Annotated in this window: 22 protein-coding genes; 10 read left to right on the top strand and 12 right to left on the bottom strand. The window is 38.4% G+C overall.

Annotated elements, in window-relative coordinates; translation table 11 throughout:
- Positions 1–14 precede the first annotated feature (14 nt).
- Positions 15–1,091 (top strand): hypothetical protein, encoded by a 1,077-nt coding sequence (locus tag Mia14_RS02145; RefSeq protein WP_088819945.1) that lies wholly within the window; start codon positions 15–17, stop codon positions 1,089–1,091.
- Between the two features lie 190 nt (positions 1,092–1,281).
- Here Mia14_RS02145 and Mia14_RS02140 read toward each other — a convergent pair whose 3' ends face one another.
- The 7 genes from Mia14_RS02140 to Mia14_RS02110 form a co-directional block, all read right to left on the bottom strand.
- On the bottom strand, positions 1,282–2,274 hold the full coding sequence (locus Mia14_RS02140) for a DNA methyltransferase (RefSeq protein WP_232780227.1): 993 nt from the start codon (positions 2,272–2,274) through the stop codon (positions 1,282–1,284).
- Positions 2,264–3,115: a DpnII family type II restriction endonuclease gene (locus Mia14_RS02135; protein WP_088819944.1), complete on the bottom strand. Its 852-nt coding sequence runs from the start codon at positions 3,113–3,115 to the stop codon at positions 2,264–2,266. Before Mia14_RS02135 ends, Mia14_RS02140 begins: the two co-directional genes overlap by 11 nt.
- Positions 3,116–3,334: 219 nt before the next feature.
- Complete coding sequence (locus Mia14_RS02130) at positions 3,335–3,844, bottom strand: cysteine hydrolase family protein (RefSeq protein ID WP_088819942.1); 510 nt, start codon at positions 3,842–3,844, stop codon at positions 3,335–3,337.
- A gap of 11 nt (positions 3,845–3,855) precedes the next feature.
- Positions 3,856–4,362, bottom strand: a complete 507-nt coding sequence (locus tag Mia14_RS02125) for an NUDIX hydrolase (protein ID WP_157891432.1) — start codon at positions 4,360–4,362, stop codon at positions 3,856–3,858.
- Positions 4,363–4,431: 69 nt separating this feature from the next.
- Positions 4,432–5,205 (bottom strand): endonuclease/exonuclease/phosphatase family protein, encoded by a 774-nt coding sequence (locus Mia14_RS02120; protein ID WP_088819938.1) that lies wholly within the window; start codon positions 5,203–5,205, stop codon positions 4,432–4,434.
- 80 nt (positions 5,206–5,285) lie between these two features.
- Entirely contained in the window at positions 5,286–6,305 is a 1,020-nt protein-coding gene (locus Mia14_RS02115; RefSeq protein WP_088819936.1) for a prephenate dehydrogenase/arogenate dehydrogenase family protein, read from the bottom strand.
- A gap of 123 nt (positions 6,306–6,428) precedes the next feature.
- Complete coding sequence (locus Mia14_RS02110) at positions 6,429–7,643, bottom strand: MFS transporter (RefSeq protein ID WP_088819934.1); 1,215 nt, start codon at positions 7,641–7,643, stop codon at positions 6,429–6,431.
- Positions 7,644–7,875: 232 nt separating this feature from the next.
- Here Mia14_RS02110 and Mia14_RS02105 point away from each other — a divergent pair, with 232 nt between their 5' ends.
- The 3 genes from Mia14_RS02105 to Mia14_RS02095 all read left to right on the top strand — a co-directional run bounded on the left by Mia14_RS02105 (position 7,876) and on the right by Mia14_RS02095 (position 10,944).
- Positions 7,876–9,192, top strand: a complete 1,317-nt coding sequence (locus tag Mia14_RS02105; protein WP_088819933.1) for an FAD-dependent oxidoreductase — start codon at positions 7,876–7,878, stop codon at positions 9,190–9,192.
- A gap of 115 nt (positions 9,193–9,307) precedes the next feature.
- Positions 9,308–9,919 (top strand): hypothetical protein, encoded by a 612-nt coding sequence (locus tag Mia14_RS02100; protein ID WP_124216877.1) that lies wholly within the window; start codon positions 9,308–9,310, stop codon positions 9,917–9,919.
- A 155-nt stretch (positions 9,920–10,074) separates the two neighbouring features.
- Positions 10,075–10,944: an EamA family transporter gene (locus Mia14_RS02095; protein ID WP_088819930.1), complete on the top strand. Its 870-nt coding sequence runs from the start codon at positions 10,075–10,077 to the stop codon at positions 10,942–10,944.
- A 27-nt stretch (positions 10,945–10,971) separates the two neighbouring features.
- On the opposite strand, the gene Mia14_RS02090 is transcribed toward Mia14_RS02095, so the two are convergent.
- Positions 10,972–11,415, bottom strand: a complete 444-nt coding sequence (locus Mia14_RS02090) for a GNAT family N-acetyltransferase (protein ID WP_088819928.1) — start codon at positions 11,413–11,415, stop codon at positions 10,972–10,974.
- Between the two features lie 150 nt (positions 11,416–11,565).
- Between Mia14_RS02090 and Mia14_RS02085 the strand changes: the two genes are divergently transcribed.
- Positions 11,566–11,883, top strand: coding sequence for a DsrE family protein (locus tag Mia14_RS02085; RefSeq protein WP_088819926.1), 318 nt, complete (start codon positions 11,566–11,568; stop codon positions 11,881–11,883).
- A gap of 320 nt (positions 11,884–12,203) precedes the next feature.
- Positions 12,204–13,079, top strand: coding sequence for a hypothetical protein (locus Mia14_RS02080; protein WP_088819924.1), 876 nt, complete (start codon positions 12,204–12,206; stop codon positions 13,077–13,079).
- Positions 13,080–13,141: 62 nt separating this feature from the next.
- On the opposite strand, the gene Mia14_RS02075 is transcribed toward Mia14_RS02080, so the two are convergent.
- Both Mia14_RS02075 and Mia14_RS02070 read right to left on the bottom strand, forming a co-directional pair.
- The gene (locus Mia14_RS02075; protein ID WP_198539391.1) at positions 13,142–14,353 is read right to left on the bottom strand and encodes an RNA-guided endonuclease InsQ/TnpB family protein; all 1,212 of its coding nucleotides are present in this window, start codon (positions 14,351–14,353) and stop codon (positions 13,142–13,144) included.
- A gap of 99 nt (positions 14,354–14,452) precedes the next feature.
- Positions 14,453–15,244, bottom strand: a complete 792-nt coding sequence (locus Mia14_RS02070) for a hypothetical protein (RefSeq protein WP_124216876.1) — start codon at positions 15,242–15,244, stop codon at positions 14,453–14,455.
- Positions 15,245–15,409: 165 nt separating this feature from the next.
- Here Mia14_RS02070 and Mia14_RS02060 point away from each other — a divergent pair, with 165 nt between their 5' ends.
- On the top strand, positions 15,410–15,856 hold the full coding sequence (locus tag Mia14_RS02060; protein WP_088819917.1) for an NUDIX hydrolase: 447 nt from the start codon (positions 15,410–15,412) through the stop codon (positions 15,854–15,856).
- Positions 15,857–15,996: 140 nt separating this feature from the next.
- Here Mia14_RS02060 and Mia14_RS02055 read toward each other — a convergent pair whose 3' ends face one another.
- Entirely contained in the window at positions 15,997–16,929 is a 933-nt protein-coding gene (locus Mia14_RS02055) for a hypothetical protein (protein WP_088819915.1), read from the bottom strand.
- Between the two features lie 211 nt (positions 16,930–17,140).
- Between Mia14_RS02055 and Mia14_RS02050 the strand changes: the two genes are divergently transcribed.
- The 3 genes from Mia14_RS02050 to Mia14_RS02040 all read left to right on the top strand — a co-directional run bounded on the left by Mia14_RS02050 (position 17,141) and on the right by Mia14_RS02040 (position 20,734).
- Complete coding sequence (locus Mia14_RS02050; protein ID WP_088819912.1) at positions 17,141–17,338, top strand: hypothetical protein; 198 nt, start codon at positions 17,141–17,143, stop codon at positions 17,336–17,338.
- A 154-nt stretch (positions 17,339–17,492) separates the two neighbouring features.
- A complete protein-coding gene (locus Mia14_RS02045) occupies positions 17,493–18,839 on the top strand; it encodes an Lrp/AsnC family transcriptional regulator (protein WP_088819910.1) in 1,347 nt (448 codons plus the stop codon).
- A gap of 716 nt (positions 18,840–19,555) precedes the next feature.
- Complete coding sequence (locus Mia14_RS02040; protein WP_088819908.1) at positions 19,556–20,734, top strand: MFS transporter; 1,179 nt, start codon at positions 19,556–19,558, stop codon at positions 20,732–20,734.
- A gap of 43 nt (positions 20,735–20,777) precedes the next feature.
- Here the strand turns inward: Mia14_RS02040 and Mia14_RS02035 are convergent, their stop codons facing one another.
- Positions 20,778–22,016, bottom strand: coding sequence for an aminotransferase class V-fold PLP-dependent enzyme (locus Mia14_RS02035; RefSeq protein ID WP_124216929.1), 1,239 nt, complete (start codon positions 22,014–22,016; stop codon positions 20,778–20,780).
- Positions 22,017–22,149: the final 133 nt, after the last annotated feature.

The raw sequence follows: 22,149 nt of genomic DNA, 5'->3' as shown, positions 1-22,149 counted from the left end.
CGTCGTGGCTTGCTATGGACAATCCAATTATAATTGAGGCTAAAAAGCGCGTCTTTACAGAAGCGGTTATGGATGCTTGCGATGCTCTTCATCTGCCAGTGCCTGAAATTAATTTTAGCGGAGATGATGATAATAATCCCAATGAACTTGCCCACTCCCATCCGGATTTATATAAAATTTGCATTTCCGAGAGGCAATTGAAACTGCAAGACTCAGCAGGTTTAAAAGAAACTGCAAACCATGAGATGACTCATTTAATTGGAATGATAGAGCATGGAAAAGAGTTTGAAAAAGTCAAAAATCAACTAATCCTAAAGGGTTGGAAACCACCAAAAAGCTCAGGCATTCAATTTATTGATGGATATACAATAAATGAGCAGAGCAATCAAATTAGGAATGATCCAGAAGAATATGCCAAGGTAAATGAGGACAGCGACCTTGTAAAATTCCTGGAGGGCAAAGCATCAGACAAACAAACCACCAAAGAGAGAACTCCGACAAAAGAACTCGAAACTGATGATAGCAGAATAGAGGATACAGATTATCAGGAAACAAAGAAAGCATATAATAAAACAAATCATAGTAAAATAGATGAAGCAGGAATTGGCGAATCAAGGATAAAAACTGGGCTAAATATGGAAAATGGCACTGCTAATTCTTTTGATGACATTATAATTTGCCAAAGGAATGGGTGCAATAAGAAGGCAGTTGCAAAATGCAAATACTGCAATGAAGCATTTTGTGAAGAACATAAAGATCCTGTATTGGTTATGTCTACACAGGAGGTTTGGAGTTTAAATCAGATAAGGAAATCAGACCCTGAAAAATATGAAAAGTATACAAAAGACTGGAAAAGGACGGATGGGCACCCCTGTCCTGCATACACAATTATCTGGAATAAGAAACATGAAGCAGAACTTAAAAATAGGTACAATGATTTTATAAATTTCAATTACGAAAAATATTTCACTAATACAAATGGTAAGTATATAAATAAAGTATCAAAACCTTTATCACTTAGTAAAAATATTATGTGGGTGTTAATAATTATTATTGTAATAATTGTGATTTTATTATATAAGTTTGTGTGATTTTTGAAATTAAATGAAAATACCATTCACAGCTAAACTCAGGGTAACGTGTAAACTTTTCTACTAATCCATCAAATATCCTCAACGCTCAAATTATATATTTAAAGCTATGAAACTTAAATATGTATTATAATACATATTTAGAATAATTTGTAATATATTACAAATCTTATAAATTGCTATTTAGTTATTATTTTATCCCTAATGCTTCATCAGGTTGTAATTTATCCTTTGGATAATTTATACCATTATTTTTCCACCACTTAGAGCTATCTATTAAATCTTTCTGTTTTTCGGTTTCAAATGGCTTTCTGAATACAAATAGATGCTCATGCATTAATAACAAAAAGTTATTTTTTACTGATAGATTAGCCCAAAGCCCTGCGGTCTTTGTATTATGCTGTACTTTTATTATACTCTCTTTTAACACAAACCCTTTATCTAAAAAGGATTGCATCACTCTAAAGGATATAGGAACTTGATGCTTATGTCTTCTTGTATCTCCTATTAATATAGCGCAATAACCTCCTTGCTTTAAAACTCTAAAGAACTCGCTTGCAACATTTCCCATCTGATAACAAAATTCATCTATTGAGGATACCTTTGATAAATCTCCATTAGACTTGTGATTTGAATTTTTAGTATAAGAAATTATATTAGCATAAGGTGGGTGGGCAGCAATAAGGTCAATGCTATTATTACTTATAAGATTTAGGTTTCTTGCATCTCCCAAAAAGGTTTTTTGCTCCTGAAAATCGCTTTTTAAGGTGTTGAAATTTAGCCTATCCCTAACAACCATTATAGCCTCCTTGTTTATATCTACAGCTATTCCCTTTCTATCTGTAATCTTACATTCTATTATAGTAGTGCCAGAACCTGCAAACGCATCAAGAACGGTATCTCCTTCTTTTGAGTATCTCAGAATTAGATTTCGGGCCACTTGAGGAGCCCAATTCCCCCTATACTTGGCATTAAGATAATGAGTAGCCCATTTTCCTCTTTTAGGGAAACTCCAAACTGTAGTTGTTTCTAATTTAAAATCTTCGGGCTGCAAAGAATTTATCTTATGATTTCCTCCTATCTCTAATTCAGTATCTTCTATTGTAACTTTTTTATAATCAATTATAAATTTTTCGTAGTCCTCCTGTGTTATCTCTTGCATTTTTATATAGTCATTGTCCATTTATCCACCTTGGCATAAGTTTTACTGCAAGGGTTAAATTAAGTGGATAATCTAACTGCTCAAATCCCTTTATACGTTCGCTTTTTCCAGTTTTCCATGCTGGACCATCGGTTATTAGTATAAATTTCAACCCCAATGCCTTTATATCCTTCTGTAAATTTATAAAGCTTTGTATGGTTTCCAAAGGCTTGCTACCGAGTTCATTGAAAAAGTTAACTTCTATAATTGCAAATTCTTTTTGGTTTTTATAAAGTAATAGATCTGGCTTCTTTAACCTTCCTCCTATCTGGTACTTTTTATCTGCTTTTCTTACATCTAACCCTTTAGCTTTAAGCTCTTCTAATACCATTTTTTCAAACATGGATCCAGATCTATTCTTTCTTGCATTTGTATCTGTACCGACTTCTACCCCTAAAAGATATGAATATAAATCTTTTATGTTACCCAAAAGTTCTATTATATGGGTTTCGTCACAAAATTTTATTATTTTTTCAATATCACTATTGCCAAAATCTATATCCAAATAGGTAATATCATCTTTTTCATTAATTACCAAAAGATCCAATTTATTATCTCTAGTAGCTATCATAAGGGGCAAGATTAGTCTGGTTTTCGGATATTTCTCTAATATCTGTTTTAAGTGGTTTTTCCTTTCATTCAAATCATGAATGTTTATTAAACCGTTTATTAAGGATATTTCATCAATATGGGTTTTTATATTTCTATAAACTTTTTCCCAGTTTACAAAAAATTGAGAAGTCCTATTAGTAGACAATAAATTACTAAAGAAATCCTCAAAATACGATTCTTCAGATGTATATCCTAATTCTTTAAATTGCATAAACTCACCGTTTATAATTCACAGGTTATAAGCATATAATTAGTATAAATTAAATTAATTTTATTTTTATTTAAGTACTTTGATTTGATATTAACCAATTACAGATACAAATTGATTTGGTAACTTAACATTAAAAATGTTTCTTAATTAAAATATTTTAAAAAATTTTGTTACTGCTTATAGATACTTGGAATGGATTTTAAAAGTTTATAGGTAATCCTAATTCACTTCGCTTGTTTCTATGACATTGCCCCTTCCTATTATGTGCTTCAAGCTATCTATGGCATACTTGTGGTTATTGTCACCATGAAGCGAAGCGCAGGCATCGGCAACCACTTTTGTCTTGAAGCCCTTGTCAAACAGGTCCATCGTCGCTTTTACAACACAGACATCTGTATATACCCCTGAAAGATAAACAGTATCAATGCCATTTTCCTTAAGCATTCTGCTAAGCCCATCCGTAAGCACAGTATAGCCCTTATGCTCTGCCTCAAGTTTGCCTTTTGCAACCGGCTCCAATTCTTTTAAAAGCTTCTGCATATCCTTTGACTGGAACTTGGGCCAATGCAGCTCTGTATCGAACATAGAGCCGGGTTCATCGACAAAAAGCGTGAATACCACTTTGCCGTCAAATCCTTTTACCAATTCTGCTATCTTGTCTATAATGGCTTCAGATGCTTTGTGCCTGAATCCTTCCTGCATATCTATTACCAGTAATGCTTTTCCCATGTTATTTCCTCTTATTCCACTTTGCAAAAATTGTAATAATAAAGTATTCCTATTATAGTCTTGCCATCTGTTATTCTATTCTTCTTTATCATATTAAGCAATTGCTCAATGCTTGTCCATCTTGTCTTTATTATCTCGTATTTCTCAAGATGCTGCTTTTCTTTCCTAAAGTTTTCAGCAAGGTAATAGTAGTACATTTCCGTGCTTGTCCCCGGAGCCGCATAAGCCTTGAAGAGGAAAGTTAACTTGTCTGCAATATAACCTGTCTCTTCGTGAAGCTCTTTCTTCGCCAGCCCTTCAAGCGTTATTTTTCCTTGAAGGAAGCCTGCTGGCAGCTCGTACATCCATCCGCCGGGAGAATGCCTATATTGCCTCTCAATCAATATCTTGCCGTTGAGCACGGGTATTATTACCGCTACCGGCTTGTGGACTACTATAGAAGAGATATATTCGGTTCCATTTGGCAACTTAACCTTTTCCTCTACAACATCAAATTTTACTGAATGGTATTTGCGCATCGAAATCATTATGATAGTTAAAATAAATATGCCTATTCCTTTATAGTAAAAGGATCCTCTAAAACAAAATCAATTGAACTCAAGTGCCATAGGGAGATGATCCGAAGCTTCGACTGGCAATACCCTAAACCCTTTGACATCAACCGCATTGGAAACAAATGTGTAATCCGCATGGCGTATCTTTTTGGTGTACAGCTTCCCTCTCGTATCTGTTATATTGTACTCTTTTATGAGGTTCCTCATACCGCTATCCTCAAGCATCTTTATGCTTCTTGTGTCAGGCAGCAAATTAAAGTCTCCTGCAAGCACCCGTCTTGGACCCATCTTCGACATAAGCTTTATGATATTTTCTGATTGCTGAAGCCTCTCCGGCGTATCTTCCTTGCTGCTGTGCTGCCACAAGCCATGAGTATTGCATATATCATAGGTTTTATTTTCAAACGTTACCGATGCATGCTGCATTATGCACCCCACTTTATATGGCAAATTGTCCACCGTCACTCCTACATCATTTACTACCCTATTGGCATCTTCGCTTGCGCTTATCCCATCTTTGATGAACATCGATAGCCTTTCCTTTCCCGAGCTATATGGATCGGTAAGGAAACCTTTGTAGCCGTCCAGGATCCCTTCAAGATCCGCATAAAGATTCTCTCTTTCCGAAAACTCCTTTGGCTGGTGCATCGTCTTCGCTTTTAGGGAATCATTATCCGGCCTGCCTAATGAGTATTGAAGCGTCTCCTGAAAGCAGAATATGTCTGTTCTCCCCTTCTCCTTATTTAGAAATGCCTTAAGGCCTTCAAAGGCCCTTCCACCCCAAAGGTTAAGCGATATCATTCTCATAGTGTCATCCGAATTTTTAAAATCAAATATTTTAATGTTTAAGACAAAAATCAAAGAAAATGGAATAATGCCTTACCGCTTTATACTTCCGATTTTATGCTTTCTATTCCTTTAGCTAATGCCTCAATCGCCTGCTTTGAGTATCTGTTCGAGCTTACTATCTCGTGTATCAAATCGTTATCATCTGATAGGTTGTCTATTAATTCCTCCACTTTCTCGAAGCTTACCGTTGCGAGCTTTGAGTAATCCACGTTCAGGCTTCCCTTGAGATCCCCTATGCTGTTCTTCAAAGCTACGAAGTCGAGCATCCTTAATACCTGGACTATAGCCATCGCCTTCTCATGCTCGTCTAATGTTGTCCTAATCGTTGTAAATCCCGCATAGGACCATATTCCTTCAGCATCCGCCAAAAGCTTTTCGTCAACTCCATCGGTGATGACTGCAATTTTCTTTATATCCTCAAGCTGGTTGGGTCCAAAAAGAGGATGCACGCTTACATATTTGAAATTGAGTTTTTTCGAATAATCCAAAAGTTTCTTGTACGCATCTGTTTTCACAGAGAATATATCCATCACCAGTTTGCCTTCTGCATCCTGCAATATTCCTTCAACAATATCGGAGTTTACCGATTCTGGCGGCGTTGCCATTATAATCGTGTCAAAGTCTTTGGCACTGGGATCTTTTATCGGAATGCATCCTGCATCTGCAATGCCGCTTTCCATCTTGTCCACATGCCTTCCGGTTACATAGACATTGCTGAAATTGTGCTTGTGGAAATAGCTGGCGATTGAAAGGCCCATGCCACCGTACCCTATAACCAGCAAGCGGTTCTCGTTCTTGGGCATTTCCTGCTCCTTGGAGAATCTAAGTATGTCGGTTATCACGCTCAATCCTAAATTTCCATCCACACCATTTTCTTCCGCCATCTGCTTCCACTTGATTTTAAGCGCATCTTCCCTGCTGTTGTCCTTCAAAGGCATTCCTTGCGCTCTCTTGAATTCCCCTACTGCCTTTACAATGTCAAACCTCTTTTTTATGAGCTTTATTATCCCTTCGTCGGCTTCGTCTATCTGCTTCCTGTAAGAATTTAGATCATCCATAAATCCACCATAAGGATTTTTAGCTTCTTATATTTTTATAAATTGCCATTTAATTCAAGAACTGCACTTAAGGTTCAGACAAAATAAGAATAAATAAAGGATAAAGAAAAGAAAAAGAAGAATTCAAGCCTTTGCTGCTGCCTTGGCTGCTGCAGCCTTTGGAGGCTGCTGGCTTTCTGCATCATTCTTTGTCTTCAGCATTGGAGACAATATGAATGCTATGAATTCTATCACGAATACCACAATGACAGCTATTGTTGCATCGACAGCAAATTCAGGCCCAAGGAATACAGGGACGAATGCAACACCCAAGTTAGTTATGACGCTATACATTGATGTTGCAAATCCCGACTGCGCCGGATCCGACACATAATTCGTTGTCGAAGTAAGTGCCATTGACCAGAACGCATTTCCGAAGAACCCAAACAGGAAGAATGCAGCTACCAGCAATCCCAGGTTAGGGCCGAATCCCAATGAGTACGCAAGGAGAGACACCGATATAAGAGACAGCAGGGATGTTGAAATAAGCCCTGCCCTTATCTGGTTATATCTCTCAAATATTGGAGGCAGTATTATTGCTCCCAGTGCGGACCCCAAGAATGCCAATCCTCCCAAAAGCCCTCCATATGTAAGAGCTTCTCCTAATGCAAAGTGGAAGTGAAGAAGCATAGTTGATGCGATTCCTCCAAACATAACTGACATTGATGCTATAGAGAATCCAACCCACCAGTTCTTTATCATTCCTACCTTGAACACGCCCTTAAGGGACTTGCCTTTGTAGTTTGTAGGATAATTCTTTATTCCTGGCACTACCCATATTGCGGCTATTATCGCAAGTATCGCCGTGAACCACAGAAGCCCTACGGTACTTATTGCCGCTGCTATGCTTGACGCAAAGAATGCGCCTATCGCGAGGCCGAAGAAAAGTATACCCACGCTGATTCCCACTATTGAATGTGCGTGCTCCTTGTATATTGAGTCAGCAACGCTTCCAACAGGGGCAAGTGCAAGCGGGTATGCGGCTGCAGCTATTATCTGGAATACAAGGAATCCTGCATAATTTGTCAAGAACAGGCTCCTGCCTATCAACCCTATTATTGAAAGGGCCGCGGCAACGTATATCGCAGTTTTAACTGTGAATTTAGCCGATATCCACCCGGCGAGAAGGCCGAGCACTACCATAGTATAACCATACATGCTCACTAATAGAAGTATGGAAGCAGTCCCTACGCCTAACGATGTGCTTAAGACAGGCACAAGAGGCGCAAGTATAAACCACCCAAACCCTATCGTAAACAGCAAAAACCAATACGGAAGAAGTTTCGTCCACTTATTCATATCCACACCATTACATTTAATTTTCTCTTATTAATTAAGAGTATAAGCTTAAAAATGCATATTATAAATTTAGAGGATAAATTCACTTGAAATGATGCTGGCTTATTATTAATCCGCTAACCTTTTGTAAAGCCGAGGTTTTGATGTAAACTGCTTCTTTTAAATTATTTAAATAATAAAATTTTTTGTCAAATAATAAAAACCTGCATGAGATATTTATAATGTGGATTTCATGGATTCGTATGATTTGGTAATTGTTGGTGGTGGGCCAGCAGGCCTTGGAGCGGCATTGGCTGGAGCAAAGAATGGATTAAAAACTGCAATAATCGAGAGGAATCCGATGCTTGGTGGCAATTGGACTCATAGCTACGTAGTATCTATTCTTGGAGTTTATACCTATGACGGGTCAGAGAAAATTGTTGGAGGTATCGTTGACGAGATAGTTGAGACCTTAAAAGGGTTTGGTGGAACCAAGGGAAAAGTAGGAAATTTCATCCCTTTCAGGCCGGATGAAATGAAATTGGCAGTGTCTCATTTAGCTGACAAATACGGGATAAGCACGTATTTCAACTCGCTTGTGATTGGATGCAAGTTGTCAGGCAATAGGATAACTTCTGTCACGGTTGTCGGTAAAGATGGCACGCACGAGGTATCAGGCAAAGAATTTGTTGACAGCAGCGGAGACGCGGACCTGTCTTATTATACGGCTTCCAATGCAATGGAGGGCAAGGAAGGGGAGGGATGGCACCAGGAAGCCACCATACCTTTCAGGATTGCAAATGTCAATGAAGCGGAACTAATAAACTTCTCAAAGGAGCATCCTGAACTTATATCCGCTCCATTAATAGAAGGCAAGGTATCAAAGATACATATAAATCCGCCTTTGGTCGAGAAAGCTAAAAAGGAGAACAAACTTTATCTTCCAAACGAGAATACTGAGTTTCTTTTCAACACCAGCAGGGAAGGCGAATTCATATGCAATGCTACACACGCAAAGATAAAGGATTACAAGTCGGGCCAGGAGGTAGCAAAGGCAATAAACGACTTAAGGCACCAGGTGGCATCGGACTTTGAGTTCCTCAAGAAAAATATTGCGGGATTTGAAAACTCATACCTTATGGATTCCTCTCCGGGGATAGGCATGAGAGAGACCCGCAGGGGAATAGGCGAATATGTTCTTAAAAGGGATGACGTGCTGAATGGTGGAAGATTTGAGGACCATATCGCCAGGTGCGGCCATCCTCTTGAGATACACGACCCCAACAAGGGGCTCGTTTACATACACCTTAACAAAGGAGACTCCTCTTGGTATGAGATACCATATAGGTCGATAGTGCAGAAAGGAATCGATAACCTATTTATAATAGGAAGGTGCCTGAGCGCGGAATTCGACGCACAGGCAAGCGCAAGAGTCAGCGGGACGGCACTGGCAATGGGCCACGCGGCAGGAGTTGCCGCAAAGATGTGCATAAGGGACAACACACCTGCAAAGGAAGTGAACGTGAAAGAGCTTCAGCAGACCTTAAAGGAGCAAGGTGCAATACTATAGTATATTTTGTATTTCGGGTATTGCTCTATTTTTATTAAGGCCTTTGCATTGTCAAGTAAGATTTATTTTATTTTTATGAAAGGGAGTAACCGGGACAACTTATATATATTTAAAGATGAATGGAGACTGTGGGGATAGTGTGTATGATTACTTAGTGTTGTTAAGCGAGGGAAAAACGATTAAAGATTCGATGAATAGCCTGAAGAAGGGCATATCAACGGCAACAGACAATGATGAAGTTGATGGCACAATCCCAGAATTCAATGGCAAAACTGTAATATTTAGAAGAAAGGAGATTGGAAGATGGGATTACCAGGCATTTGATTTGCCGGTGTATAAAACAAAAAATGGATTTATGTCTGTTTTGCTAATTAGGAGGGATTTGGTAAATAGCATAATAGCTAAACAGCTTTTAACAGATGATAACGATTTAATTGTATACAAAAAATACAAGTTTTTGATTTTTAAGATTAATAGATACGAACTTGAAAGGACCATCAAAACAATATCTTATAGAATCGCTTATTTTTATAAGGAGAATCTTAAAAAGAAAGGATTGCCTTTCGATCAAAGCTTATTACCTGTTTATATCGAAAAACCTGCCAATGATTCAGATGTGCTGCATGCAATTTACGGTGAATTCCAAACAATAAAAGCCAATCTGGAAATAGAGTTAAAAAGGATTGCAGATAAGCAGTATAATAGCACATTTGTAAGCAGCCATTAGATTATTTGATCGGATCGCATTAATAATGATCATTTTCTCCTTCCTTCTTTTGATTTGCCAAATCCTACTCAAATCCCTATTTAAAAGAGAGTTTTCTGCAATTGCATTTATAAGCATTTATTACAAATCCATTAAGCGTTTGATTGGGTGTACAGATGTATGAATGGCTTTATCTAGTGCTTTTGTCTTCAACTTTCATGGGCATATCCACAATAATCGAGAAATATGCGTTGAAAGAGCAGCACGCATCGGCATACAGCGCCAGCTTCTCAATATTGACGTTTTTTATATCTCTTGTATTCCTGCCATTCGCTAAATTCAATATAGGAATCGTCACTGTCCTATACATATATGTCAATTCACTGCTTTCAACTGCAGGATACCTGTTATCGGCAAGGATATACAAGCACGGGAATCTTTCAATATCCGCACCTGTGATGAGCTCCCTCCCTATGGTATTCATAATCATAATAAGCTTCTTCGCTCTTGGTGAAAAGCTGTCACTTTTCCAGTACCTTGCGCTTGCTGTAATAATAGCATGCAGCTACCTAATAATATTCAAGGATGGAGGAAAGCAAGCGTTCGATGGGAGAAAATACATATACCTGCTTGTGGTAGTGAGCCTAATAATAGCATTGGGATCGGTCCTGATGAAATACCTGTTCATGTCAAACCTCAACGAATTTACATATATCATATTGATGGAGCTTTTCATATCCCTTAATTACATGGTATACATGACCAAGAAGTACGGAGGGGTAAAAGAGGTATACTCAAATCTGACGCACAACTTCAGCAAGATCGGGACAATATCGCTTTTTACCGTGGCATACCGGATAACCTATTACTTCTCCGCATCACTGATGCTCATAAGCGTGGTGGCACCATTCAGGAATAGCATATATGTGATAATAACAACACTGGCAGGGGGAATAATCTTCAAGGAGTCAGGGCTTTGGAGAAGACTTATTTTGGTTGCAATAATGTTAGTTGCCGTATATTACATATCGATATCCGTGGGATGAGGCTTGCTCTAAGCTTCCTGCCTTTTTCTAAGGCAATGGATAATAGAACCACTCCCTTGATACCTTGAATCCCACCGCTTTATAGAACTTTTGGGCATCTTCCATCTGGGGATCTGTGGTTACGATCACAACTAGCACTTTCTTCTTTTTCAGGTAATCTATAGCCTTTGACACCAGCTCCTTTCCAATGCCCCTTCCCCTATAGCCATCGTCGACGTAAAGCTCCTCTATTATTCCTATACCTTTGCTCTTTATGTGCTCGTAATATATGGCCCATACGAAACCAATTGTATCATTGCCGGACCTTGCTATGAACACCTTGCTTCCTGATTTGAAATAGCTGGGTATTGCTTTGGACTTGAAGAAATCCTGGTCTTCATCGCCTTCGTATAGCTTTCTATACAATCGAGTCAATCCTTTCTCATCACTGTCAGTTGCCTCCTTTAAGGTTACGTTATCGGCATTTTCCATAAGCTATTCACCTAAAATAATGTCATTCGCTAAGTTACTTTTAGTAAAAAAGATTTTAAATTATTGGATTTTCTTAGATGTTTTACTTTTGTAAAACAGGATAACATTGGTATGTTTATAGTTATATAAATAATAACTACTGTGGTAGATATGAAAATCTTATTGACTGTAGATTCTGAAGAGAAAATTGCGATGTCTATAATGGCAGTGCAGCATCTTTCCGAGATGGATGATACGGAAGAAGTTGAAGTGGTGTACTTGAATGGTGGCATAGCTGCAGTTGTAGAAAAGAACAGGATAAAACCTCTGCTCGAAAATAAAAAAGTAAAGGTAGTTGCATGCGGCACATCGATGAAAGCCCGCAACATAAGCGAGGATGAACTTGCAGAAGGTGTAATATACGTGCCTGCCAGCTTGAAAGAGGTAATAGCGAAAAAGCACGAAAATTACGAGTACCTTGTACTGTGAATTGGTTATAAGGTCCTTATATATTTGATTTATATATTTAATTTTATTTTTGCAAAAGCCCCGAATACAATCATATATCTAATATTTTCGATATGACTCTCTCTGCATAGCAAGGTTTATAGATTGTGGTTGAGAAATTTACATAATTGCAAAGCATTCCTTAAAGATGCCTTTATCAGCTTTGGTGCAAGTTAATCGCATGCTAAAAAGATTTTGGCAAAAAGTGAACTTGTATAAGCATTGTTTATAGCATCACAGAGGATTGCGAAATGTCCTGCGCTTTGTTTTAAGGATTTTTGTGCAGGTTCTGATATGATTTTATGAAAATTGTGTTTGCATTGATGGCCATTGGAGTGGTCTTATATGCAATAAGCGGAACTGTAGATTACCTAGTGGTGACCAGGCTTCCGCTCAGTGCAGCTATTATATCTATAAGTATTGGAATTTTGATTGGCTTCATAGCTGTGAAATTTGTTTTCAGGTTGAAAGTCAAGGCAGAGAGCAAAGGCCAGTATGCATTTGGGGCCCTTACAGCACTGATGATAATAGCTTATACCATCCCGCTCTTCATAGCGTATAAAAGCTATACGCTGGCAAGCATATACCCATTGGTAGGATTGTCGGCAATCGTGTTCTTTGTAATAGATGTTGTAAAGTACCGAAGGTTTCTGGCGCTCAAGCAAACGGCGATACTGCTTGCAGGAGTTCTCCTTATAGTTGTAGGCATATTCTATGCTGAGAGCAATGGATATCAATTCCAGATTGGCACTCTCCCGTTCGTGTTCCTGATAACCGTATTTGGCGGTATAGGGTACTATATGGAATTTTACAAGCTAAAGAAATATAGCATAGGAACCAAGATGCTTTTTCAGCCAATTTTCCTCATAATGGCTGCACTGTTTATTGGAGGCCCTATTTATATAGGCAGCCTTTACTTCGTGATTGGCGTACTTGGGGGAATCACGTTCTCCTTTGCGTCTGTGATGGAACTGCACGCTATGGAGATGACAAAAACAAGGGGAACCGCAAACATGCTGATAAAAAGGAATTTCATAAACGATTTCGAGTATTCCGACACTCTCCTTGTATTGCTCGGCAGCATAATAATTGGAAGCTTTTATCCAATAGAGATATTTGGAGGGATACTGATGCTTGCTGGCATAATAGTCATAAGCAGCCTTTCAAATTCCAAGTAATTAATTGTGACATCCTCCCACATGTAAACAGTGTGGGTTTCCAGGGTGGTTATGATTTGTCGTCATGATGCCACCCGTATAGTTCCTGCTTCATAGGCAACTGCCTTCCCTGCGGAAGTTCTTATGTCGTCTCTGCAGGCTTGACTTCCCGAATGCCCTTCGGTAGTTGGACTGATGGAGTCCAAAGCTCTCTTTAGTATATTCTGTGCCGCATTCACATCCCTGTCCATTGACATCCCGCACTTTTCGCAGACGAATATCCTTTGGGATATTGACATGCTTTGCACATTGCCACATTTGCTGCATGTCATTGATGTGTATTGAGGATTCACTTTCATTGCCACGCAACCAGCGCTTTCAGCCTTGTATTGCAGCAATTGTGTGAAATTTCCCCAAGAAGATTCACTTATCGATTTTGCGTATCTGTGGTTCTTCACCATATTGTTTATCTCTAAATCTTCGTATGCAATGAATGAATAAGAATTCACCAATTCATTTGAAAGCTTGTGTATGCAATCCAATCTTATCCTTGAAATATGCTCTGAGTATCTTGCAAATCTTGTCACTGCCTTTCTTCTGTTGGATGATCCCTTCTCTTTCCTCGATATGTTTTGTTGAAGGACTCTTGAATGTTTCCTCTGGTGTTTTGTTATCTTTGCGTTTTGGAGTATTGTATTTTCCGAAAGCGCGGCATATTGCATTATTCCTAAATCAATACCAACCTTCGGTTTACCGTTTGAAATGAATGGCTTGTCCTCCTTTTCAACAGCAATCGTGATGTACCATTCCTGTGATTTTGTCTTCTTTATATTTAATGTTTTTATTCCTCCTTCAATATTTCTGTGGTTCACGAAATTTATCCTCCCTATTTTTGAAAGTTCAACCTTCTTCTTCTCTATCTTGAAGCCATTGGTTTGAGGATATGTCAAAGATGATACGAACTTCTTGTATCTTGGAAATCCCGCCTTTACCTTCTTTCCTTGCTTCTTCTCCTTGCACCTCAAGAAAAAATGTTTGTATGCATCTGACACCCTTTTTGAGATATTCTGAAGCACCTGAGAATGGATTTCCGCAAATTCCGGTTTTTCCTTCTTTAATTTGGTTATCCAAACGTTCATCCTGAATTCCGTTAAGGTTTTTCCTGTCTCATTATAGTATGACTTTGACTTTTCAAGAAGCAGGTTGTATAGTTCCTTTGAAAGATACATCTGTCTATTCAGAGTTCCCTTCTGTTCCTTTGAAGGATATGCACGATATTTGTATGCCGTTTTCATACAAAACATGTATATTTTATTATCTGTATTTATACATGTTGTGGTGGTATATCCCACCGCTGAAGCGTGTGGGTTTTACGCCAAATTTGATAATTCAGTTTAAACGGGCGTGGGTTTATTCTTTGAAAACGGGGATTTTCGATTGCTCAAATAAATATATAGCACCGAGACTAAGAACCCTATTATGAAATCAGTATAGTGGATTATTATATCAAGGTGATATTTGCTGGCCACTGCAATGTTAGGGAAGGCTGAGATCAACAGCAGCACCAAAAATGATAAATCCAGGAACATCGCCTCCATGCTCCAGACTGTTATCGCTTTTCTTTTTGGATTCTCTTTATCCTTTGCATCTCCGCTTCTATCGTGGTTATAAATCCTCAGCTTTGCATAGAGAAGCAACGCTATGGCAATAATGATTGTCAGCAGGGAAAATAAGGCCCTGCCGTATATGAATGGGATGTAGGATATTGCAAACAGCATTGCAGCGGCCGATACATAGTTGAAGTTCATCTTCATATAAGAATTAACTATGTATGATAGAAAAGCGAGCACGATTCCGCCTTCCACCATCGCCAGCCCGGATATGCCTCGCCCCATAGTCCTTGAAACTACTGAATAAGCGGAATTTGCCAATATGACAATTATTATTGAGTATACTAGCACCTTTTTAAATATAGGGCTCATTTCTGAAACAGCGATGCTTACAAAAGCGAGCACGATCCCTATTATTACGAAACCGAAAGTTGTCCATCCATCATTTATGAAATTTGATATCATAAAAAAGGCAGCTTCATTGCTTTGCACTACAGGATTTATGGATCCTGACAGAGATAGAGGCATTAGGGAACCTGTTGCTATAAACGTGGCAAAAAGGATTAAGAGAATCATAATAGCCAAGCATATAAAAAGCCACCAAATTTGTCTCATAAAGATCCCATTCTTAATGATATTAATGTAATATAAATGCATTTAGCCAATTTATTCGGCAATTGTGAAGCAGGTATATTTTACTAGTAAATATATTAATTTTTATATTGATATGCTAATGATTTTATGGAAGAGCAAGAAAAAGGGCACTTGGGCGCATATACCTGCATATTCAATAACAGCTTTTCGGAAATGCTGCTCCTTTGGCGCACCAAAGAGACAAGGAATGGGGAAGAGATCAAAGGCTGGGGAAATATCGGAGGGTCCTTTGAGCCTGGGGAGACTGCACTGCAAACCTGCATAAGGGAGGCAAAAGAGGAGATTGGAGTGGACTTGAATCCAAATAAGCTGATTCCAGTAGGGACTAAAACTTCACCCGAAGGAAGTGCACATAAATGGGCAATATATTTCTATGCAACCTCGATTGACGAGCATACAAAAATAAAGCTAAACGATGAATCGAGAGGCTATGGATGGTTCGAAAGAGATGAATTGCCGGAATGTACTCTAGATTCAAAGGAAGAATTGATCGGCTGGTGGGATCTTGCCGAAACCTCGTTTGAAAATGGATAAAAGAAAGGATTAGTAACAAATTGCAATTACATACGAAACCCCTGCTATATTTATGATTTGTATGTTGTTTGTTAGTTTATACTTAAGTTAGAATGGTTAACGCAACCCTCGCAGTTAATCGGTGGAATTTGACTTTGCCTTTAGCTTCTTATATAATCAAGGCTGATCTTTTGCTTCAGCTTGGATATACTGCCATTTTTAATTTCATTGTCAAGCATATCATAAAGTTTATCGTTGCTTATATTTCCATTTTCTGCCATTTTACGAATTTCACCTAAAGTTTCTATAAAGCTTCCATTTGCAACGTACCTTGTCACAAATATAAACATACCTATATTGTATGGAATAAACTCTTTTATACCATTTCTTATTAAGTCAGGTCTTTCATAAGCCAAGCTTGAAACAGGCTCGACTGCAAAATGCCACAGGAATGATTTCTCTATTGCATTACTGCAATCCAGTCTTGTATATCTGCCTATAGTGATCAATGAATCTGCGAAGAACTCGACAAACCTAGCGCTTCCCTCCATGAAAATAATATTATCATTTGGGTTATCCAAATTTTTTATTTGGTCTATGTATCCAAATCTGTTATCTTGTACTGCGTGAAAGCCCTCATGCATCATTGTAGAGTAAACCGCTTCTAAAAACTCAAGGATGGATTTTTCACTTATAGTGATAGATTGCCCTACCTCGGACTTCAGGAATATTTTTTTGAAAAGATCCAAGTTAATGCTGCACCTCTTTTTTTCCTTGCTGTACTCTCCTGTTATATATTCGCTATTCAAACCCTCTGGTTTGTAAAGCTCAATCCCAAATTCTGTGGGTTTTATATCAACCCAGTCGGGACCTGCCACAGTTTTCATCATATAATTCAGATCATGAAGCACAAGCTTTCCTATATCATTGAGCATTGAGTAAACAAAATTTTCATCGCCAAGCTTATCCATTACTTTGTTTATCCCCTGCCCTGATTCCAGACGCTGTGAAATTTTGTGAATTTCGGCTCTGCTGTCCTTAAAGTTTTCGAATAACAGTTGATCTGCGTTCGCTTTGTTGTCCGTATTACGCAATAGCCCCCCATTTCTTGCATTACGTTGACAGGAAGCATTATTTTCATGCTTCTTTGATAAGATTACCATAAAATCTTATTAACTAAAACATTTTTTAATATTTAATATTTTAGCTTTTTTAATTTCGGCATTTTTATAACAAGTTGTAAATTCTATTTGAAATGTATCTTTGTTATTGTTGCAGAACCTAACTATCTTGTGCTCTCTTTGAATGACGTTCACCTATCTGCATCTTTCTTGGAAGGCAAGCAAAGATCCAAAAAGGTATAAGGCATTGTTCCTGCAGGCAAAGAAGGATTATCTAGAATCTCTTTTATCAAGCCAGTTATTCCTAAACAAAACAGAAATGTACCAGAATGGAATAGATTTCTGTGCACTTGACTTGGTTAATTTAACAGGTGGTTATTGAGGAGCACACTGCATGACTGCACCAATAGAAAGAGGGTGATTTGTTATAGCTTGGAGTATCAAAAACCAAAAGAATAAAATTCAACCCACTAAAACAATCGCATACAGCAACCAATAAATAATTTAAATGCATTATATTATTTTAAGGCCTCTAAATGGTGGATGTTCCAGAAAAAGTTCAAGAAGCATTTGATGAACTAAAAAACATATACGGAAATGACTTGGAGATTAAATCGGTAAATGATAAATTCTGTGTTTTCCGCATCAATGTAAATGATGCGTCCGAGCAAGCAGATTGTTATATGGGATATATAACTGCAAATGGAATAGTTATACTTGAAGATTCTAAGCAGGCATCGGCTAGTTCTGAAGGAACCAATATTAAGGAAAGGAGATCAAAAGCAAAAAATGCGGTTGTATGGAACAGCATAGGAGAAGATGACATAAACCTGCTTAAGGCCTTGAGCATGAACTCAAGGCTTTCCTTTAAAAGATTATCAGAGATAACAGGAATATCGATCCATGCACTTGAATACAGGATAGAGAGGCTTGAAAGACTGCTTGGGATAAAGTATACGCTTGAATTAAACATGAACAACCTTGGATTCTCCGAATATATGATTCTTGCAAAGTTCACAGGCAATAAGCTTAACCTTAAAGATATAAAAGGAGTTTTAAAGAAAAACCTAAGGGTCCAGCTTGCACTTGCAACTAATGGAATATACGATTTGGTAATTTTCTGTGTTGCGGAAAACAACAACATAATTGCAGATGTTCTGGATGATGTAAGGAATTCAGAATATTTGAAATACTTAGAAGCAGAATGGTATATAACACCTATCTCTAGTGACTATGGTTTTATACCTTTAAGGCAGGAATTCTTTGATGCACTCAAAGAAAAAATCTGGCAGAGGAAAAAGAAGGACGAACACCCAAACTCATCAAGTTTAATGTACAGGGAGTATGTACTTCTTCGTGAACTGACTGAAGATAGCAGAAATAGTTTCTCTTTTATAGATAAAAAATATAACCTTCCAGCAGGAAGCGCCAAGAAAGCGTACAAAGATCTTACAAATGAAGAAGGAAAGAATGTAATAGTAAGGTCAACATTAACAATAAGCATACCTGAGAAGAAATATGATGGTATAATAATTGCAAATCTAACAAATAAAGGAAAACTTGCAGAAACTAAAAATAAACATCGTAATTATATAATAGGTGAGCCCAATAAAATTGTTAATAAATTTTCTTATATCTGCGATATGGAAACACCTGATGGGATATTTTATCTTTTCCCTGTACTAGAAGATGGGAATAGAGAGAAAATAGAAAGTGAACTTTCACAAACGATAGGCGGGGTAAAATTCAATTCTCTAATGGTAGAGAAGATTATATCTGGAAGTATAGATTATAGGAAGTTTGATAACCTGTATAGTAGACAGTATATCAATTTAGTAAAAGATAAATCTATAAAGGTCAGAGAAAGGATTATTTATAATTGAAACTTACACCTATTAACTATCTAAAAGAAGAGTACTCAAAAACTTATATTTAAATAAAGTTATTCTTTTTATCAATCATCTATTACGTACCATTTGGTCCCTTCATATACCCACCTCACTAATTACTACAATCAAAATTAAACTGATTAATATAAATATGTTTCTATCTTTTTAAGTATAGGTTAGTAAAAAATTTTATAAATCTGTATCTAATTGTTATTGACGACAGATAAATAATATTATTAATTGCATCTGCGAATAAGCAGGTGGACTACTCCGCCCTTACGGACGGGGCTTCTTCCACGTCCGAAAGTTTGAAGCTTCTCGCTTCACCAGAAATAGTTCTCGTCTTTATTTGTTCCAAGGCCATGGACAAATATTAAGGTTTTATCTGATTCTTCGTTGCCTTCTATGACAAGATTTAGGTTTTCGCCAAATTGGTTTTTATCTTCATAAGAATAACCTACAGGATTATCCTAACATATTAATGTGATTTGAATTTGAGATTTCTTGCCTTCCTTCATCGCCTTCTTTATCTAAATTCCCCTTGAAATAATAGGTATGAATTCATCAACCGATATATCTGCAAATGATACTATTGATCTCGCATTACCGCCAATGCGCTTTATATTTTTCAAATCTTAAATATTGCTATTTTGATGCGTTTACAAAAGTAAGATAGCAACGATTATAAATTTTGGCGGCCGAAACTGATTATGCGAAAATGGCTTACCAAGGATGTACTCCTTATATCGTTATCAGCGTTCTTTGCAGATGCAGGATACCAAGCGCTTATCGCCGGGTTTCCCATATTCCTTGTCCTTTACCTAAAGGCACCTGTATATTACTTAGGAATAGCAATGGCGTTGGCCTATGGGATAGGGTCTGTTTTCGCATATTACGGAGGTAAACTTTCCGACAGGCACAGCAAGAAGAAAATAGCAATACTGGGAAATCTGCTGATACCTATATTGTCATTTACTGGATTTGCCTTGTTTGCGGCAGAGGCCACGACTATATTCTCCGCAGGGTGGTGGGCAAGGAACTTCAGGACTCCTGCAAGGAGGGCAATGATAGGAGATATATCAAGCAGGCTCGACAAGGCAAGGGTGTATGGATTCCTGAATGCTCTTGACGTAGGGGGAGGCGTTGTTGCGGTTGCGTATCTTTCTATAGGAATATATCTTGGCATAGCCCTGAAGCTCATATTTCTTGCAACTGCAATACCAATACTGATATCGTCGCTTTGCCTATTCCTTGTAAGCTACAAAGGATCTCCAAGCAAAGGCAAAAGCAAGCGGGCCATTTCATCAATCAAGGCAGCAACAAAGGCGGCTAAGGCAAAGGCGGGAGCCTACAAAGGCGTGATACTTGCAACAGGCATATACGGGTTGAGCTTCTACAGCTTGAGCTTCCCTGTACTCACTATAGCCCAAGAATCAACAGATTTCTACGGGGTTCTTTCATATGCGGTATTTCTGCTGGTATCCGCCATAGTGGGTTATATTGTAGGAGTGTTCGCGAAAAGGGTTGTAAGGAATCTTGCAGTATTTGGATACTTCCTTGCTGGCATAGGATCATTGATAATAGGGCTCTCGTATCATTTTGGCCTTGGGATAGTAGTATCTTACATAGGAATATTTGTAATAGGGATAGCAGTAGGCACAATAGAGACTCTTGAGCCGACGATAGTTTCGCTCGCAAAAAGCAAGATTAATTCGGGAAGCGGGATGGGTGCACTAACTTCGTCAAGGAGCATAGGGCTTTTTGTTGCAAACCTTGCATTGGGATTTCTTTACGTTATAGGCCCTCTTTATGCATATGGGTTTGCGGCTGCGATGGCAATCCTTGCAGGTTCGGTCCTTTTGGCATTAGGATCAAATTCCAAAATCTGAATACCTCTAAAATTGCATAATGCAAAGCGGCGGAGGATGGCTTTCATTCAAGCTTGAATATCCTTTTTACTTCATCTATGGCTGCCACTGCTTTGTCTATATCATCTTCATCATTGTAAAGGTAAAAGCTCATCCTTGATACTGCACCTTGCCTTAATACTTCGGTCACCAGAGGCATTGCACAGTGATGCCCGGCACGTATTGCAATACCTTCATTGTTGAATATCTGGGCCACGTCATGGGGATGTACGCCCTTTATGCCAAATGATACTACCCCTGATTTTATATTTATCTCGTCTTTCTTTGGTCCGTATACTTCTATGTTCTTCACGTTTTCCAAGGATTCGAGTGCATGCTTTGTAAGCTTCTCTTCATGCCTGCGTATCTTTTCCATCCCAATGCTATTGAGGTAATCTATGGCAGCGCCAAACGCTATCCCTCCTTCTATGTTGGATGTTCCTGCCTCAAATTTCCAAGGGAGAGAATTCCAGCTATGGGTTTGCCTTGTGACCGCGCTTATCATGTCTCCGCCACCAAATAAAGGCTCCATCGAATTGAGTATTTCCTCGGTGCCATAGAGTGCTCCTATCCCCGTAGGTCCAAGCATCTTATGGGCGGAGAGTGCAAAGAAGTCGCATCCTATCGACTGTACGTCAACCGGCATGTGGGGTGCGGATTGCGCTCCATCGACCAGCACTACGGATCCATGCTTCTTCGCCTCTTTTGTTATATATTTCACATCATTTATGGTGCCGAGCACATTGGAAGCCTGAGTTACTGCTACCATTTTTGGGTCATTCTCCAAATTCTCCTTAAAGCTATCCATGTCTAATTTCTCACTACTTTTATCAAGCTTTATGTAATCCAAGACTGCGCCTTTTCTCTTTGCGAGCAGCTGCCAAGGGACAAGGTTGCTGTGATGCTCCATATCCGATATAAGTATATGGTCGCCCTTTTCGATGTTGGCATTTCCCCAGGAAAGAGCGACAAGGTTTATTGCCTCCGTTGTGTTCCTGACGTATACGATGTTTCTTATGCTCTTTGCACCAATAAGCTTTGCAAGCTTGCCTTTAGAATTGGTGTATTCATCGGTTGCACGCTCAGCTATATCGTATATTCCTCTGTGTATGTTCGCATTATATTCGGAGTAGAACTTTACTATGGAATCGATTACCTGCTTTGGCTTCTGCGATGTTGCAGCGCTGTCTAGGTAAACGATTGGCTTGCCACTCATCTTTATCTTGAATATTGGAAAATCCTTTTTGATATCCCCTGCATTTATTTCTTGGTCGGCTGCCATTTTATCATCTTTATTTAAAATCAATTCACCATAAAGGATACACAAACTTTTATATTAAAAGCCTGAAAAATTTTACCATTGTATAAAAGCACAGGGCAAGCTTTTTCAGCAAAGT

It is taken from the genome of Candidatus Mancarchaeum acidiphilum (genome assembly GCF_002214165.1).
In the GTDB taxonomy this organism is placed as follows: Archaea; Micrarchaeota; Micrarchaeia; order Micrarchaeales; family Micrarchaeaceae; genus Mancarchaeum; species Mancarchaeum acidiphilum.
The sequence above is the reverse complement of the archived record's forward strand: the minus strand, read 5'-3'. Positions and strand labels throughout refer to the sequence as shown.

Coding starts and splice junctions, on each gene's coding strand:
- Mia14_RS02145 (WP_088819945.1), top strand. CDS start 15: ATGGACAATCCAATTATAATTGAGGCTAAAAAGCGCGTCTTTACAGAA.
- Mia14_RS02140 (WP_232780227.1), bottom strand. CDS start 2,274: ATGGACAATGACTATATAAAAATGCAAGAGATAACACAGGAGGACTAC.
- Mia14_RS02135 (WP_088819944.1), bottom strand. CDS start 3,115: ATGCAATTTAAAGAATTAGGATATACATCTGAAGAATCGTATTTTGAG.
- Mia14_RS02130 (WP_088819942.1), bottom strand. CDS start 3,844: ATGGGAAAAGCATTACTGGTAATAGATATGCAGGAAGGATTCAGGCAC.
- Mia14_RS02125 (WP_157891432.1), bottom strand. CDS start 4,362: ATGCGCAAATACCATTCAGTAAAATTTGATGTTGTAGAGGAAAAGGTT.
- Mia14_RS02120 (WP_088819938.1), bottom strand. CDS start 5,205: ATGAGAATGATATCGCTTAACCTTTGGGGTGGAAGGGCCTTTGAAGGC.
- Mia14_RS02115 (WP_088819936.1), bottom strand. CDS start 6,305: ATGGATGATCTAAATTCTTACAGGAAGCAGATAGACGAAGCCGACGAA.
- Mia14_RS02110 (WP_088819934.1), bottom strand. CDS start 7,643: ATGAATAAGTGGACGAAACTTCTTCCGTATTGGTTTTTGCTGTTTACG.
- Mia14_RS02105 (WP_088819933.1), top strand. CDS start 7,876: ATGGATTCGTATGATTTGGTAATTGTTGGTGGTGGGCCAGCAGGCCTT.
- Mia14_RS02100 (WP_124216877.1), top strand. CDS start 9,308: ATGAATGGAGACTGTGGGGATAGTGTGTATGATTACTTAGTGTTGTTA.
- Mia14_RS02095 (WP_088819930.1), top strand. CDS start 10,075: ATGTATGAATGGCTTTATCTAGTGCTTTTGTCTTCAACTTTCATGGGC.
- Mia14_RS02090 (WP_088819928.1), bottom strand. CDS start 11,415: ATGGAAAATGCCGATAACGTAACCTTAAAGGAGGCAACTGACAGTGAT.
- Mia14_RS02085 (WP_088819926.1), top strand. CDS start 11,566: ATGAAAATCTTATTGACTGTAGATTCTGAAGAGAAAATTGCGATGTCT.
- Mia14_RS02080 (WP_088819924.1), top strand. CDS start 12,204: ATGAAAATTGTGTTTGCATTGATGGCCATTGGAGTGGTCTTATATGCA.
- Mia14_RS02075 (WP_198539391.1), bottom strand. CDS start 14,353: ATGAAAACGGCATACAAATATCGTGCATATCCTTCAAAGGAACAGAAG.
- Mia14_RS02070 (WP_124216876.1), bottom strand. CDS start 15,244: ATGATTCTCTTAATCCTTTTTGCCACGTTTATAGCAACAGGTTCCCTA.
- Mia14_RS02060 (WP_088819917.1), top strand. CDS start 15,410: ATGGAAGAGCAAGAAAAAGGGCACTTGGGCGCATATACCTGCATATTC.
- Mia14_RS02050 (WP_088819912.1), top strand. CDS start 17,141: ATGACGTTCACCTATCTGCATCTTTCTTGGAAGGCAAGCAAAGATCCA.
- Mia14_RS02045 (WP_088819910.1), top strand. CDS start 17,493: ATGGTGGATGTTCCAGAAAAAGTTCAAGAAGCATTTGATGAACTAAAA.
- Mia14_RS02040 (WP_088819908.1), top strand. CDS start 19,556: ATGCGAAAATGGCTTACCAAGGATGTACTCCTTATATCGTTATCAGCG.